The organism is Fictibacillus nanhaiensis (assembly GCF_019801215.1).
In the GTDB taxonomy this organism is placed as follows: Bacteria; Bacillota; Bacilli; order Bacillales; family Fictibacillaceae; genus Fictibacillus; species Fictibacillus nanhaiensis_C.
Map to the genome: position 1 here is coordinate 352,657 of NZ_JAHVJO010000001.1, position 14,860 is coordinate 367,516.

General features: G+C 40.2%; 13 protein-coding genes, 1 other RNA gene and 1 other annotated feature. Of the genes, 12 read left to right on the forward strand and 2 right to left on the reverse strand.

Annotated elements, in window-relative coordinates:
* Positions 1-8 precede the first annotated feature (8 nt).
* Together ssrS and KUV80_RS01740 are read left to right on the forward strand one after the other, a co-directional pair.
* Positions 9-189, forward strand: a non-coding RNA gene (gene ssrS, locus KUV80_RS01735) — 6S RNA.
* A gap of 122 nt (positions 190-311) precedes the next feature.
* On the forward strand, positions 312-1,079 hold the full coding sequence (locus tag KUV80_RS01740; RefSeq protein ID WP_222460966.1) for a tRNA threonylcarbamoyladenosine dehydratase: 768 nt from the start codon (positions 312-314) through the stop codon (positions 1,077-1,079).
* A 47-nt stretch (positions 1,080-1,126) separates the two neighbouring features.
* On the opposite strand, the gene KUV80_RS01745 is transcribed toward KUV80_RS01740, so the two are convergent.
* Both KUV80_RS01745 and KUV80_RS01750 read right to left on the reverse strand, forming a co-directional pair.
* Positions 1,127-1,927 (reverse strand): RsfA family transcriptional regulator, encoded by an 801-nt coding sequence (locus KUV80_RS01745; RefSeq protein WP_222460967.1) that lies wholly within the window; start codon positions 1,925-1,927, stop codon positions 1,127-1,129.
* 170 nt (positions 1,928-2,097) lie between these two features.
* The gene (locus KUV80_RS01750) at positions 2,098-3,432 is read right to left on the reverse strand and encodes an AAA family ATPase (RefSeq protein WP_222460968.1); all 1,335 of its coding nucleotides are present in this window, start codon (positions 3,430-3,432) and stop codon (positions 2,098-2,100) included.
* 153 nt (positions 3,433-3,585) lie between these two features.
* On the opposite strand from KUV80_RS01750, the gene KUV80_RS01755 reads away from it, so the two are divergent.
* From KUV80_RS01755 to alaS, 10 genes are all read left to right on the forward strand, one after another.
* The gene (locus tag KUV80_RS01755; protein ID WP_222460969.1) at positions 3,586-4,296 is read left to right on the forward strand and encodes a YczE/YyaS/YitT family protein; all 711 of its coding nucleotides are present in this window, start codon (positions 3,586-3,588) and stop codon (positions 4,294-4,296) included.
* Positions 4,229-4,648: a cysteine metabolism transcriptional regulator CymR gene (gene cymR, locus KUV80_RS01760; RefSeq protein ID WP_222460970.1), complete on the forward strand. Its 420-nt coding sequence runs from the start codon at positions 4,229-4,231 to the stop codon at positions 4,646-4,648. The genes KUV80_RS01755 and cymR overlap by 68 nt, the downstream gene beginning before the upstream one ends.
* A 14-nt stretch (positions 4,649-4,662) precedes the next feature.
* Positions 4,663-5,802 carry a cysteine desulfurase family protein gene (locus KUV80_RS01765; RefSeq protein ID WP_222462226.1) on the forward strand — a complete coding sequence of 380 codons (1,140 nt, stop codon included), beginning with the start codon at positions 4,663-4,665 and terminating at the stop codon, positions 5,800-5,802.
* 39 nt (positions 5,803-5,841) lie between these two features.
* On the forward strand, positions 5,842-6,969 hold the full coding sequence (gene mnmA, locus KUV80_RS01770; RefSeq protein WP_222460971.1) for a tRNA 2-thiouridine(34) synthase MnmA: 1,128 nt from the start codon (positions 5,842-5,844) through the stop codon (positions 6,967-6,969).
* A 245-nt stretch (positions 6,970-7,214) separates the two neighbouring features.
* Entirely contained in the window at positions 7,215-7,871 is a 657-nt protein-coding gene (locus KUV80_RS01775) for a tetratricopeptide repeat protein (protein ID WP_222460972.1), read from the forward strand.
* 16 nt (positions 7,872-7,887) lie between these two features.
* Positions 7,888-10,209, forward strand: coding sequence for an SF1B family DNA helicase RecD2 (gene recD2 / locus KUV80_RS01780; RefSeq protein WP_222460973.1), 2,322 nt, complete (start codon positions 7,888-7,890; stop codon positions 10,207-10,209).
* A gap of 152 nt (positions 10,210-10,361) precedes the next feature.
* Positions 10,362-10,559 (forward strand): hypothetical protein, encoded by a 198-nt coding sequence (locus KUV80_RS01785; protein WP_222460974.1) that lies wholly within the window; start codon positions 10,362-10,364, stop codon positions 10,557-10,559.
* Between the two features lie 29 nt (positions 10,560-10,588).
* Complete coding sequence (locus KUV80_RS01790) at positions 10,589-10,759, forward strand: DUF3918 family protein (RefSeq protein ID WP_222460975.1); 171 nt, start codon at positions 10,589-10,591, stop codon at positions 10,757-10,759.
* A 52-nt stretch (positions 10,760-10,811) separates the two neighbouring features.
* Positions 10,812-11,894, forward strand: coding sequence for an AI-2E family transporter (locus KUV80_RS01795; RefSeq protein WP_222460976.1), 1,083 nt, complete (start codon positions 10,812-10,814; stop codon positions 11,892-11,894).
* Positions 11,895-11,919: 25 nt separating this feature from the next.
* Positions 11,920-12,138: a binding site (T-box leader), on the forward strand.
* A gap of 64 nt (positions 12,139-12,202) precedes the next feature.
* Entirely contained in the window at positions 12,203-14,839 is a 2,637-nt protein-coding gene (alaS, locus tag KUV80_RS01800) for an alanine--tRNA ligase (RefSeq protein ID WP_222460977.1), read from the forward strand.
* Positions 14,840-14,860 lie beyond the last annotated feature (21 nt).

Sequence of the window (14,860 nt, forward strand, 5' to 3'; positions counted from 1 at the left end):
TTAAACGATGGGTCCTATGATGACCGTTAACAACCCGAAAGTTTTGAGCCAACATTAAGTGTTAGGGAGTTTTTGTTTCCTCACAGCGTTCATGCCCTGAAAGATGGGGGACGGACAAAATGAGGAACAGGGCACCCACCTGCGAGAGCAGGTTCAAAACTAAGGGAAGACGGCATACTTGGGGCTCATTTTTTTGTGCTTACAAACGCTTAAACCTAGTAAGCATATTGATTTTGTTTTAAAAAGTGGATATGCTGATAAAGATGCATTTTCTTTATTCATGTGCACTTTGAAAGGAGATTTCAAAATCTATGCTTTATCAATTCTCAAGAAACGAACTTGCTATCGGAAAAGATGGGATAAACGTTCTTAAAAACACTACAGTTGCCGTTTTAGGGATCGGAGGAGTAGGTTCTTTCTCAGCAGAAGCTCTTGCCCGATCAGGAGTTGGACGTTTAATTCTTATAGATAAAGACGATGTGGATATCACGAATGTAAATCGTCAGATACATGCATTAATTTCAACGGTAGGCCAGCCAAAAGTTGACTTGATGAAAGAGAGGATCGCGCTGATCAATCCTGATTGTGAAGTCATCGCATTAAAGATGTTTTATACAGAAGAAACGTATGAACAAATTTTTGAATATGGTTTAGATTTTGTTGTAGATGCCTCTGATACGATCTCATATAAGATACATTTAATGAAAGAGTGCCTTGATCGCAACATTCCGATTATTTCAAGTATGGGTGTAGCAAATAAGCTTGATCCTACTAAGCTTCAGATTACAGACATTTCTAAAACAAGTTATGACCCAATGGCAAAGGTAATTCGTCAGCGATTAAGAAAAGAAGGGATTACAAAGGGAATACCCGTTGTATTTTCGGATGAAAAACCGATAAAAATCCGTGAAGAAATCCGTGAAGAAATTGTTCCTAAAAATGCGCCTGGCATACGAAAAGCGAAACTGCCGCCTTCATCTAATGCCTTTGTGCCGTCTGTGTCAGGATTGTATATGGCTGGATATGTGATCAATAAGATCATCGAAAAAAATGATATTAAGATTGAAAGAATTCGTTAACGAAAAAGAAGCTGGACGAAAGGTATAAACCTTTGTGCCAGCTTCTTTTATTTTGCAAGCTTTTCTAAATTACCATTCTTGTCCATACGAAAGCTTTGGTTTGGGTTGGTTTCGTCATCTTGAAACAAAACCATCTTTCTAGCACGGTCCATGATCTGGATAAGAGCTTGATAATCTTCTTGAACGGTTTGATGCTCTCTTTCCAGTATCGTAAGCTGCTCTTTCATCACTTTATTTTGTTGCAGCAATTCGTTCATCTGCAAGCGAAGCTCCATGTTTTCCTGAACAAGCTTTCCACTAGACATTCCGTTTCTTTTTAATCCAGTTAGGAAGTCTATCACTTCATCAAGCGTCAAATCCTCTTGTTTGCTAGGTTGTGGCTTTTGGTAAGCAGAGTTCGTTATCATCGATGACGATTGTTCTACAACTGGCGAAGTTTCAGTCTGTTTTTCGAATGTGTTCTGTGATTGTGTGACTTGTCTATCATACGTATAAGCTGATTTAAAGAATTCCTCTGGATGATAGGTTTCATCATCATGCATCTGCGGAGCCTGAGCAGCAGGTGCCGCAGGCTTTGACATAGGTTTCGGCTGTTGTTGCTGTGATTTTGCTAAAGCGCGCTGCCGCTCTTTTCTTTGCTTCTTAGCAATCTTTAAAGCTTGTTCATATTTTTTTCTGACAATTGCATTCCAACGAAACCCAACAGCTGCACTTGTCCGCTCTAGTTTATCTCCAACTTCTTCAAAGGCATGAAGCTGCGTACTACCTTCACGGACATGGCGCAATACCGTTTCAGCCAATAGCAGGTCATCTTCTTCTGACCATGCGTCCTGTCTAATTTTAGACACGAAAATCCTCTCCTTAGCTTAAAAAATATTCATTTACTATTTTCATGTTTACCAAAGAGAGAGAATCCTATACACAGAGAAGATAAAATTTTGCTAGTTTGATAAGTTAAGGAAATGAAAAATCCGGATCGTTTGAGCTGGATATGAAAAGTGATAAGAGACTCATAGATTTAGTCGCCGTTTTTTTTCCGTTCATCGAAATAATCCAAACGTCTCTTTATATTTTTTTCATAACCGCGTTCTGTAGGCTCATAAAATGTTTTGCCTTGTAAATGCTTTGGCAAATATTCTTGAGGCACATACCCGTCTTCAAACTGGTGAGGATATTTATAGTCCGTTCCATGGTTTAAATCTTTTGCTCCTTTATAATGAGCATCGCGTAAATGAAGCGGTACGAGACCTGTTTTCTCTTTCTTTACAGCGTCTAAAGCTTTATCAATCCCAACGATCACTTTATTGCTCTTCGGTGCGGTGGCAAGATAAAGGGTCGCTTCAGCTAGTGGGATTCTGGCTTCTGGCATCCCGATAAAATCAGCTGCATAACTGGCTGCTTGCGCTATAAGCAATGCGTTAGGATCTGCAAGCCCGATGTCTTCTGCGGCATGTACCATGAGTCGGCGGGAAATAAATCGCGGATCTTCTCCCGCATAAATCATTTTTGCAAGCCAGTAAAGAGCAGCATCAGGATCGGAACCTCGTATACTCTTAATAAAGGCAGAGACCGTATCATAATGATTGTCTCCTTTTTTATCATATTGAAGCACGCGTTGCTGGATGGATTCCTCAGCTATTTCAAGTGAAATAATCAGATCGCCATTCTTGTCAGGCTTAGTGGTCAAAACGGCGAGTTCCACTGCATTGAGAGCAGTTCTTGCATCTCCATTTGCTACGGATACGATATGCTCCTTAGCCTCATTATCCATTTTGACTCGATATTTTCCATATCCTCTTTCTTGGTCACTTAAAGCTTGGTCAATAATCATGGAGATATGCACAGCGGTTAAAGGCTCAAATCGAAACAGACGAGACCTGGATAAGAGAGCAGGATTAATTTCAAACATGGGGCTTTCTGTCGTTGCTCCGATTAGGATAACAGTCCCATCCTCAACATAAGGCAGTAAGGCATCTTGCTGATTCTTATTAAATCTGTGGATCTCATCGATAAAAAGCACCGTTTTTTTATCTTCTAGTAAAAGCCGTTCTTTCGCAGCACCCATAACGGTTTTTAAATCAGCCACGCCAGATGTGACTGCATTTAATTGTTCAAACCAAGCAGATGTTGAATTGGCAATAATTCTTGCTAATGTTGTCTTTCCTGTTCCAGGAGGTCCAAAAAATATCATAGGAGTCAGCTGATCGGCTTCTATTGCTCTTCGTAGCAGCTTTCCTTCACCTGCAATATGTTCCTGGCCAATGAACTCATGAATTTTTCGGGGTCTCATTCTATTGGCAAGTGGCCTCTTTAAGGAATCAGAGCTTTCATCTCGATAAGTAAACAAGTCCATTCGTGTCATCCTTCCGTACACTTGTTCTAATTGTCATATGACCATACTATACAACAGTCCTTCATGCAAGATGAAACAATTTCATGCTATAATAAGCTTTAGATTATACGCAAAGTTGCATAGAAGGTTCTTTACAGGAAGGAATTTAAAATAATGAGAGACCATAAGCAATCACGATCGAGCATGTTTCTGTTTGAATGGTCAGTGTTTTTTATTGGGTTATTTATCATGGCCTTCGGAATTGCTCTCATGATTAAAGCTGAACTGGGAAGTGCTCCTTGGGATGTTCTGCACATCGGTTTGTTTACACAGTTTGGATTAACGATAGGCACATGGTCGATCATTATGGGTTTTTTCGTTATTTTAGCTACGGCATTATTGACCAAAAAGTTTCCGCAATCCGGAGCTTTTTTAAATATGGTGTTTGTAGGTTTGTTTATTGATTTTTATTTATGGCTACCTATCTTTCCAGATCCAATGACGTTCGTTGGAAAATGGTTATACCTTTTGATAGGAATTCTTATTTTAGGGTTTGGAATAGGTCTATATATCTCCTCGAATTGCGGTGCAGGACCAAGAGATAGTTTGATGTTGGCCCTCACAGAAAAATTTGGCATTAAAGTATCTCGAATTCGTTTATATATGGAGCTGTTTGTTCTGTTTTTCGGCTGGGTACTTAAAGGACCTATCTCATTCGGTACGATTCTTTTTTGTTTAACGATTGGGGGGATTGTGGGCAAGACCCTTCCCTTGTGTCAGAAATTAGTGAAGTTTTCTTTAGAACGGAGGGTACAATATGAAAATATCAACAAAAGGCCGATACGGGTTAACCATCATGATAGCATTAGCAAAGAGATCAGGTGAAGGCCCGATCGCGTTAAAATTAATTGCTAAAGAATATGACTTATCGGAGCATTATTTAGAGCAGCTAATCGCCCCGCTTCGAAATGCAGGGCTAGTTAAAAGTATAAGAGGTGCATACGGCGGATATATTTTAGCTAAAGAAGCTGAGACAATTACAGCAGGGGATATCATTCGTGTTCTTGAAGGACCAATCTCTCCTGTAGAAGTAATGGATGATGAAGAACCTGCCAAGAGGAACTTATGGATAAAGATTCGTGATGCTGTTAAAGATGTTCTTGACTCTACTACATTACAAGACTTGGCAAATTATGAGGATGAAGGCGCACAGGACGCCTATATGTTTTATATATAGGAAGGAATTTGATGATGAAAAACGTTTACTTGGATCATGCAGCAACCTCACCTGTTCATCCAGAGGTTGTAGAAGTGATGATTCCTTATCTAACGGAGCATTTTGGCAACCCTTCTAGCATTCATCAGTATGGAAGGCGTACTAGAAAAGTGCTGGACGATGCACGTACGGCTATTGCAGCTTCTATCGGTGCTTCTCGCAATGAAATTATTTTTACAAGCGGAGGTACTGAAAGTGATAATCTGGCGATTTTAGGTGTTGCTTCTGCATTGGAGGAAAAAGGAAAGCATGTTATTACAACGGCAGTAGAACATCATGCTGTTCTTCATACCTTTCATGAGCTAGAGAAAAGAGGCTTCGATGTTACGTATTTGCCTGTAGATGAAAATGGCCGGATCTCTTTAGAGGAATTAAATCGTGAGCTTAGAGACGATACGATCCTTGTATCCATCATGTACTGCAACAATGAAACAGGTACTATGCAAGATATTGAAGAGATCGGACTATTATTAAAAGAAAAAGACATTCCTTTTCATACGGATGCCGTTCAGGCTTATGGTTTAATCTCTATCGATGTAAAAGAAGTGAACATAGACTTAATGAGTGCTTCGGGGCATAAGATCAACAGTCCGAAAGGGACAGGCTTTCTTTACGTTAAGGAAGGTGTTCCGTTTCTACCGCAAGGCTTCGGCGGGGAACAAGAAAGAAAACGCAGAGCGGGTACGGAAAATGTAGCAGGAATCGCTGGTCTTCACAAAGCGGCTGTCCTTGCGCAAAACGACCGGGATGAACGGTACACACAATATGTAAATTTTAGGGAAACGATGAAAAAGCTATGGAATGACGAAGATGTCCCTTTTTTAGAAAATGGAAGTCAGGAATACTATTTGCCACATATTCTCAATGTTAGCTTTCCTGGAGTGAAAACGGAAGTTCTTCTAGTTAACCTCGATCTAGCAGGAATCGCGGCTTCAAGCGGGTCAGCTTGTACAGCAGGTTCACTTGAGCCGTCACATGTATTAACGGCTATGTTTGGAGAGGATGAACGTACAAAATCGTCAGTCCGATTCAGTTTTGGTTATGCTAATACGATACAAGATATAGAATATGCAGCTATGGAGACAGCAAAAATCGTGAAACGTTTAACAAAATAAGTTACAATGTTTGTCATATGAAGAAATGAGGTGAACATGATGCAAACAGAATCAAACAAGAAGGCACCTCAAGATACACGAGTTGTAATCGGAATGAGTGGCGGTGTTGATTCATCCGTTGCCGCACTTTTACTAAAAGAGCAAGGCTATGACGTAATCGGGATCTTTATGAAAAACTGGGATGATACCGATGAAAACGGTGTATGTACGGCAACCGAAGATTATAATGATGTGATTGCGGTTTGTAACCAGATCGGCATTCCTTATTACGCTGTGAATTTTGAAAAAGAATACTGGGATAAAGTATTCACGTACTTTTTGGAAGAATATAAAGCAGGACGAACACCTAATCCTGATGTTATGTGCAACAAGGAGATTAAATTTAAAGCTTTCTTAGAGCACGCCATGAATTTAGGTGCTGATTATGTTGCAACTGGCCACTATGCAAGAGTGGCTGAAATAGATGGAGAAGTAAAAATGCTTCGCGGGGTTGATGAGAATAAAGACCAGACGTATTTCCTCAATCAGCTTTCACAAGAGCAATTAAAAAGAGTTTTGTTTCCAATTGGTGAACTTAAAAAGCCTGAGATACGTAAAATTGCAGAAAAAGCGGGACTCGCTACTGCAAAGAAAAAAGATTCAACGGGCATTTGCTTCATTGGGGAAAAAGACTTTAAAGAGTTCCTAAGTCAGTATCTTCCTGCAAAACCGGGTGAAATGCAAACGATGCAAGGTGAAGTTAAAGGCAGACACGATGGTTTGATGTATCATACGATCGGTCAACGCCACGGCTTAGGGATAGGCGGAAGTGGTGAACCTTGGTTTGTAGTAGGAAAGAATCTGGAACAGAATGTTTTGTACGTTGAACAAGGATTTCATAATGAACTTCTGTATTCAGACAGTTTAAAAGCTGTGCAAGCAAGTTTTGTTTCTGATCAAGCAGTGCCTTCTTCGTTTAAATGTACAGCGAAGTTTAGATACCGCCAGCCAGACATGGGTGTAACCGTTCATGTCATGGAAGACGGAACACTTCATGTTGTCTTTGATGAACCACAAAGAGCGATCACTCCAGGGCAAGCCGTTGTATTTTACGATGGGGATGTTTGTTTAGGCGGAGCGACGATAGACACCGTATATAAAAACGATGAAGCGATCACATATTTATAAAAAAAGCTGACTATCTGGGGTTGAGAAATCCTGGGTAGTCAATTTTTTTGGATTTAGAAAGAGGTAAAAGAGGATAAAAAGTGCTTTCCAGAGGGCTTTGTACTCGCCTTGGGAGTTTTTTTCTCGCTGGGCGAGCGATAACCGAACTTTACGAGCGATAACGACCGAGTAGAGCTATAAAACATTGTGCGCCACGAGCCACGATTTGATATACTTTGGAAGGAAATAAAGATGGGGGTATGAAGATGGAGCCATCAAAAGGACTTGAGTATTTAAAAAAGGGAAAATTTGAAGAGGCAGCTAAAAGCCTTGAATCGATGATTGAGAGAGATCCCGAAAACCCGGTTCATTATATTAATTTTGGAAATCTGCTTTCTGCCGTTCATGAACATGAAAAAGCGATACACTTTTTTGATAAAGCTTTGTCACTCAACAGTGATGCTGCAGCTGCATTATACGGGGCAGGAATTGCGTGCTATCACCTTGAACAATTTTCCAAAGCGGCTCAATTGTTTCAAGAAGCAATTAAAGGCGGACTTCAAGATTCAGATACGCATTTCATGACGGGAATGTCTTTTGTATCGATGGGAGAAAATCGACTTGCTTTTCCATATTTAATGCGTGCTGTGGAATTAAACAAGGATGATTATGAAGCCTTGTTTCAGTTTGGATTGTGCCAGGCGAAAACAGGTGATGTTAAATCAGCATTAACGACGTTTGAAAAAGTTACTAAGCAAAACAAAAAGCATGCCGATGCGTGGTATAACCTTGGCGTATCTTTAAGTTTTTTTGATCGCGATCAAGAAGCACTTTCAGCTTTTGAAAAAGCCTTAGTCATCCAGCCAGACCATTACTTAGCAGGGAATGGAAAGAGAAATATCGAAAACAAGAATACCAAATAATAAAAGGGGGTGCTTTATGGCACAGCAGCCTTCCTTTAACTTGCAAGATGAAACGAATGGATATATTAAAGGGACGTTGATCGTAACGGTCTATCATCAATCAGAGAGTCTATATACGGTTGCACGAGTCAGGGTTAAAGAGACGAATGAGGATTATAATGAAAAAGAAGCCATGATCACAGGCATTCTTCCTCCTTTAAGAGAAGACGAACAATATTTGTTTTATGGTAAATTCAAAGACCATCCGAAATATGGAAAACAATATGAAGTAGAATTCTTCAAAAAAGAAATGCCTCAGTCACGTGAAGCCATGATTCAATACCTTTCGAGTGATTTGTTTAAAGGAATCGGAAAAAAAACGGCTGAACATATCGTAGAGGTCATGGGAGATGATGCAATTCAAAAGCTCCTGGAAACCCCTGATTATATTAGTCAAATTCCAAAGCTTACTGAAGAACAGGCTAAAAACCTATATGATAGCCTCCTTCAGAATAGAGGGCTGGATCAAGTTATGATGGTCGTGCAGCCGTATGGAATCGGCCCGCAACTTGCCATGAAAATTTTTCAGACCTATAAAGATGATTCGGTTTCTGTCATAAAAAATGAGCCGTATCGTTTGATTGAGGATGTCCCTGGCATCGGATTTCACCGAGCAGACGAAATCGCGAAAGGTAACGGCATGCAAGTGAATCATCCTGAAAGAATACAAGCCGCATGCCACTTCATTTTAAGAGATCAAGGCACAGAGCTCGGCCATTCCTATTTGCCTGTTGAAGATTTGCTCGAAGGTGTAAGAAAATTATTAGCTGACGGAAAAAACACAGTCGATGAAATGAGTATTTTCAGGGAAATTCATGACATGGAAACAGAAAAAAGAATTATCTTAAAAGAAAATGTCGTCTATTTACCTTCCCTTTATTACGCAGAACGTGGATTTGCTCAGAAAATAAATCAATTGTTACAGAGTCAGGAATCGGATTACGAGATTCCTCATGAAAAAATCGAAACAGAATTAACAAACTTAGAAGAGCGCCTAAAGATCAACTATGCAAAGACCCAAAAAGAGGCGATAAAAAAAGCTCTAACCTCATCACTAATGGTGTTAACCGGTGGTCCAGGAACAGGAAAAACAACCGTAATAAAAGGGATTGTCGAGTTGTACAGTGAGATTCACGGTATAAGTCTAAACCCTGATGATTACAGGGGGAAAAAAGAACCATTTCCCGTACTTCTTGTTGCCCCAACAGGTCGCGCCGCAAAGCGAATGACAGAGTCAACTGGAATTCCGGCTCATACCATTCACCGTTTGTTGGGCTGGAGAGGTGCAGGTCATTTTGAAAAAAATGAAGAAGAACCAATTGAAGGAAAGCTGCTCATTGTTGATGAAATGTCTATGGTCGATATATGGCTGGCGTATTCTCTTTCAAAAGCACTTCCCAAGCATATTCAAGTCATTTTTGTCGGAGATGAAGATCAGCTTCCCTCTGTTGGACCTGGGCAGGTTTTGAAAGATTTGTTAAGTTCTACACATATTCCACAGTCGCGCTTGACAGACATTTACAGACAGGCTGAAGGTTCTTCCATCATTCGTCTTGCACATGATATGAAAAAAGGGAACGTACCGAAAGATCTGCTTACTCCTCAAAAAGACAGACGTTTTTTTCCTTGTTCTGGGGAGCAAGTGTTTCAAGTCATCATGCAAGTTTGTGAAAATGCCATTAAAAAAGGCTACTCATCACGTGATATTCAAGTGCTTGCGCCTATGTATAAAGGGCCGATAGGCATCGATCGCTTAAACATGGAACTTCAGCGATTGTTCAATCCAGAAAAGGAAAAACAGCGGCAGCTGCAAGTAGCTCAAAGCTTTTACCGTAAGGGAGACAAGGTGCTTCAACTGGTCAATCAGCCAGAAGATAATGTGTTTAACGGGGATATAGGCGAAATCGTTGCGGTTATATATGCGAAGGAGAATACCGACAAAGAAGATCAGATCGTAATAAGCTTTGATGAGATTGAAGTAACGTACAAACGAAGTGAATTTCATCACTTTACCCATGCATTTTGTTGTTCTATACATAAATCTCAAGGCAGTGAATATCCAATCGTGATACTTCCTGTCGTAAAAAGTTATTATCGAATGCTAAAACGCAATTTAATCTATACAGCGATTACGAGAAGCAAAGAATATTTAATCCTATGCGGTGAACAAGAGGCATTCTCCTGGGCGGTACAACGGTCTGATGAATCGGAACGGTATTCAGGGCTAAAAGTTCGACTAGAGGAAACCTTACTGGAAAAAGATATGATGAATGATACACTCTTTAAAGAAACAAACTAGGAATGTTCGAAGGATGAACGAATGTCATCTTATCGGACATTTCTTTTTTTGCTTTTCTATAGGTCTTAGTTAGACTTCAAACCAATATGAACGTATATTTTGAGCAGATTCGGGGCACCCTTGTAAAAGTAAAATTAAAGGAGAGAGAGCAAGTGGAGTGTCCGAACTGCAGTCGAAAAGATATTGGGAAAATCGGAGTGAACCAGTATTATTGCTGGAACTGTTTTATTGAGCTTTCCATTGTTAAAGGAAGACTGTCCCTTCATCAGGTGGAAGAAGACGGCTCATTAACATCACTCGATGACTTATTTGAAGACCACGATCTAACCTATAGAGAAAGTTCTTCTTAAGTACAACTCTGATGTCGAGGTGATAAAGCATGAATAGGACGATGAGTTCTCTTTTCGCACTTGGTATTGGAGCGGCAACCTTTGCGATGAGAAACAGAAGGATGTCTAGAATGTCGATGAACTTTTTGGATATCGGTGATTTTTGGACATCGAGACGTGTAAAAAGAATCAGAAGAAGAATCGCAAAAGCCATTAATTAAACGTATTCCCCGTCTTGTTCTAGACGGGGTTTTTTAAGAAAAGGGTGAGAACATGACAAAGGATAATCGCATGAGGTGGGTATACAGACTGTCACTGCTTTTATTGTTGTTTTTATGTTTATACCTGCTGATGAAACTGAATCCGCTCTATGCCCCGCTTTTAAAGGCGTTAAGAGGTGTATTTCTACCGTTTTTCCTGGCTGCACTCATTACATATCTCCTTCACCCGGTTGTAGAATATGTACACAATAAAGGAGTTCCAAGGTTTGTCGCTATCCTTTCCATTTATTTTCTATTCTTTGGAGGATTAGGGTTTGCTGCAGTAAAAGGGTTTCCGTACTTTGTTGTTCAATTAAAAGAACTTCTTGAAAATGTACCATTACTCGCAAAAGACTATAAAGAAATTTTATATAAAATTGATAAGAGCATGTCAGTACTTCCTCATTCTGTTCATTCAAAGATTGAACAATATATTTTGAAAACGGAAACGAATGCACAAAATATTTTAACAAATGCTATTTTTTCATTAAAAAAGATTGTTGATTACTTTTTCGTCATTATTGTCGTTCCTTTTTTAGTCTTTTATTTTTTAAATGATTTTGAAAAAATGAAAAAGGCTTGCTGGTATTTAACGCCACGCAGATTTCGGGAAGAAGGGAAGCATCTCCTAGAAGACATCGACAGTTCATTAGGAGGCTACATAAGAGGACAATTATTTGTAGGAGCGATACTAGGTGCAGCCGCAATGATTTCTCTATGGATCGTTGGTATGCCCTATCCCATTCTTTTAGGTATTGTAATTGCCATAACAGACATTATTCCTTATTTCGGTCCCATATTGGGAGCGATTCCTGTCATTCTGATCGCTCTTACTATCTCTTGGAAAATGGTATGGATCACCGTAGGAATCATGCTTGTTCTGCAATTTATTGAAGGTAATATTTTAGGTCCGTTCATCGTTGGAAGAAATCTTCATATCCATCCCGTTTTTATTATATTCTCTCTTCTTTTAGGAGGAGAACTTGCGGGTGTACCGGGGATGATCTTAGCAGTGCCTGTATTTAGTGTGATCAAGGTTATCGTTATGCACATAAGAGAACATAGATTAAGACATTCGATTGACAAGTCTGAATAAAAAAAAGTATACTAGCGCTAGAAGAGTAAAATCGTTGATAGAGATAAGTACGTTTTAGACCTTCCAATAAGAGAGAGACATCCACCGGCTGAAAGATGTTTTAGGAAGAAGGAAAACGGAAAGCTACTCTGGAGAGCAGAACAAAAAATCTGCCGTTATGCCGCGTTATGGCTATATCAAGGTGACATGTTCTTTGCATGTAACCAGGGTGGTACCGCGTGAATTCAAAACTCTCGTCCCTGTTTTTAGGGATGGGAGTTTTTTTATTTCTCTTAAAACGAAAAAACTTTAAAGGAGACTAAAACAAAATGAAAACATTGACGTCAGCTGAAGTCAGACAATTGTTCCTCGATTTTTTCAAAGAAAAAGGACATCGAGTGGAACCTAGTGCGTCTCTTGTTCCACATGAAGATCCGACGCTGCTATGGATCAACAGTGGTGTTGCTACACTGAAAAAGTACTTTGACGGTAGAGTGATTCCTGATAATCCGCGTATTACGAACGCACAAAAATCCATCCGTACAAATGACATTGAAAACGTCGGAATTACAGCAAGACATCATACCTTCTTTGAAATGTTAGGGAATTTTTCAATTGGAGATTATTTCAAGGTGGAAGCCATTCTATGGGCATGGGAATTTCTTACGAGCGAGAAATGGATTGGATTTGATCCGGAGAAGCTGTCAGTAACCATTCACCCAGAAGATGAAGAAGCGTTTGATATCTGGACGAAACAAGTGGGATTGCCAGAAGAGCGCATCATTCGTTTAGAGGGGAACTTCTGGGATATTGGAGAAGGCCCTAGTGGACCAAACACCGAAATCTTTTATGATCGCGGTCAATCTTACGGTAACGATACATCTGATCCTGAACTATATCCTGGTGGTGAGAACGACAGATATCTGGAAGTATGGAATCTGGTGTTCTCACAGTTCAACCACAACCCAGACGGCACGTATACGCCACTTCCTAAGAAAAACATTGATACAGGAATGGGTCTTGAAAGAATGGTGTCTGTTATTCAAGATACGAAGACGAACTTTGAGACAGACCTTTTCATGCCGATCATTAAGGAAACGGAAAAGCTTTCTGATACGTCTTACGGTTTAAGCACAGAAACAGATACAGCGTTTAAAGTGATCGCTGACCATGTGCGTACAGTTAGTTTTGCCATCGGTGACAGTGCTCTTCCATCAAATGAGGGAAGAGGCTATATCCTTCGACGCTTGATCAGACGAGCGATTCGTTTTGCAAAAAAGATCAATATCAACAAGCCTTTTATGTTTGAACTTGTTCCGACTGTTGCAGAGATCATGGTTGACTTTTACCCAGAAGTAAAAGAAAAAGTTCCTTTCATTCAAAGAGTCATTAAGACCGAAGAAGAGAGATTCCATGAAACGATCAACGAAGGTCTTGCAATCTTAGAAGACGTAATGGCGAAAGAAAAAGCTGCTGGAAAGACCGTTATTTCAGGTAAAGATGCTTTCAAGCTTTACGATACATTTGGTTTCCCATTCGAGCTTACGCAAGAGTATGCGGCTGAAAATGGAATGGATGTCGATCTAGAGGGCTTTGAAAATGAGATGAAAGCGCAGCGTGAACGTGCTCGAGCTGCAAGACAAGAAGTGGACAGCATGCAAGTTCAAGGTGGAGTGCTTTCTGATATCACAGCAAAAAGCGAGTTCTCTGGTTATGATCACTTATCAGGGGAAGCGAAAATTCTTGAAGTTCTTCAATATGGTGAGCGAATTGCAATGGTAGCTTCAGGAGAAGAAGCACAAGTCATCCTAGATGTGACACCTTTTTATGCAGAAAGCGGTGGCCAGATCGCTGACCAAGGAACGATAACGGGTAAAGAACTTACATTAATAGTGAAAGATGTCCAAAAAGCGCCAAACGGACAAAACCTGCACACCGTAATTGTTGAACAAGGTGTACTTGAAAATAATATGGAAGTTTCCGTTCAGGTAGACCCTGAGATTCGCGCAAAAGTAGTGAAGAACCATACGGCTACCCATCTTCTTCACCAAGCATTAAAAGATGTGCTTGGATCACATGTCAATCAGGCGGGTTCTTTAGTACAAGAAGGTCGTCTACGCTTTGACTTCACTCATTTCGGAAGCATCTCTTCAGAAGAGCTTGAAAAGATTGAGGAGATTGTGAACGAAAAAGTATGGAGTAACATCCCTGTAGAAAAGATGGTTAAAAACATCAACGAAGCAAAGGCTATGGGAGCAATGGCTTTATTCGGTGAAAAATATGGTGAGACGGTTCGTGTTGTAAAAGTGGGAGACTATAGCTTAGAACTTTGCGGTGGGTGCCACGTGAACAATACCGCTGAGATCGGATTGTTTAAGATCGTTTCAGAATCAGGAATTGGTGCTGGAACTCGCCGAATTGAAGCTGTAACAGGAGAAAATGCATATCGCCTGATGAACGGTCAAGTTCAACTCTTGAAAGACACAGCATCAAAATTAAAAACGAACCTAAAAGATGTTCCTCAGCGTATTGATGTGCTTAACGAACAGATTCGTGAACTGCAAAAAGAAAAAGAATCCCTTGCTGCGAAAATTGGAAACATGGAAGCAGGAAGTTTGGTTGATGAAGTTCAGACGATTAATGGCGTTTCTGTTATCGCGAAGAAAGTAAGCGGAATGGATATGAACGGCCTTCGCACGATTGTTGATGACTTAAAGAACAAGCTTCATAGCGGAATTGTTATTTTAGGAGCAGAAAACGCAGGGAAAGTGAACATTGTAGCTGGAGTAACAAAAGATTTAGTATCAAAAGGGTATCATGCGGGTAATCTTGTTAAAGAAGTTGCAGTTCAATGCGGCGGAGGGGGCGGAGGCCGTCCTGATATGGCTCAAGCTGGTGGGAAAGATCCTGAAAAGCTGCAAGAAGGAATAGATTCTGCAGTTGAAATGATTAAAACGGTTTCCTAAGCTTTCCTCTTTCATGTACAA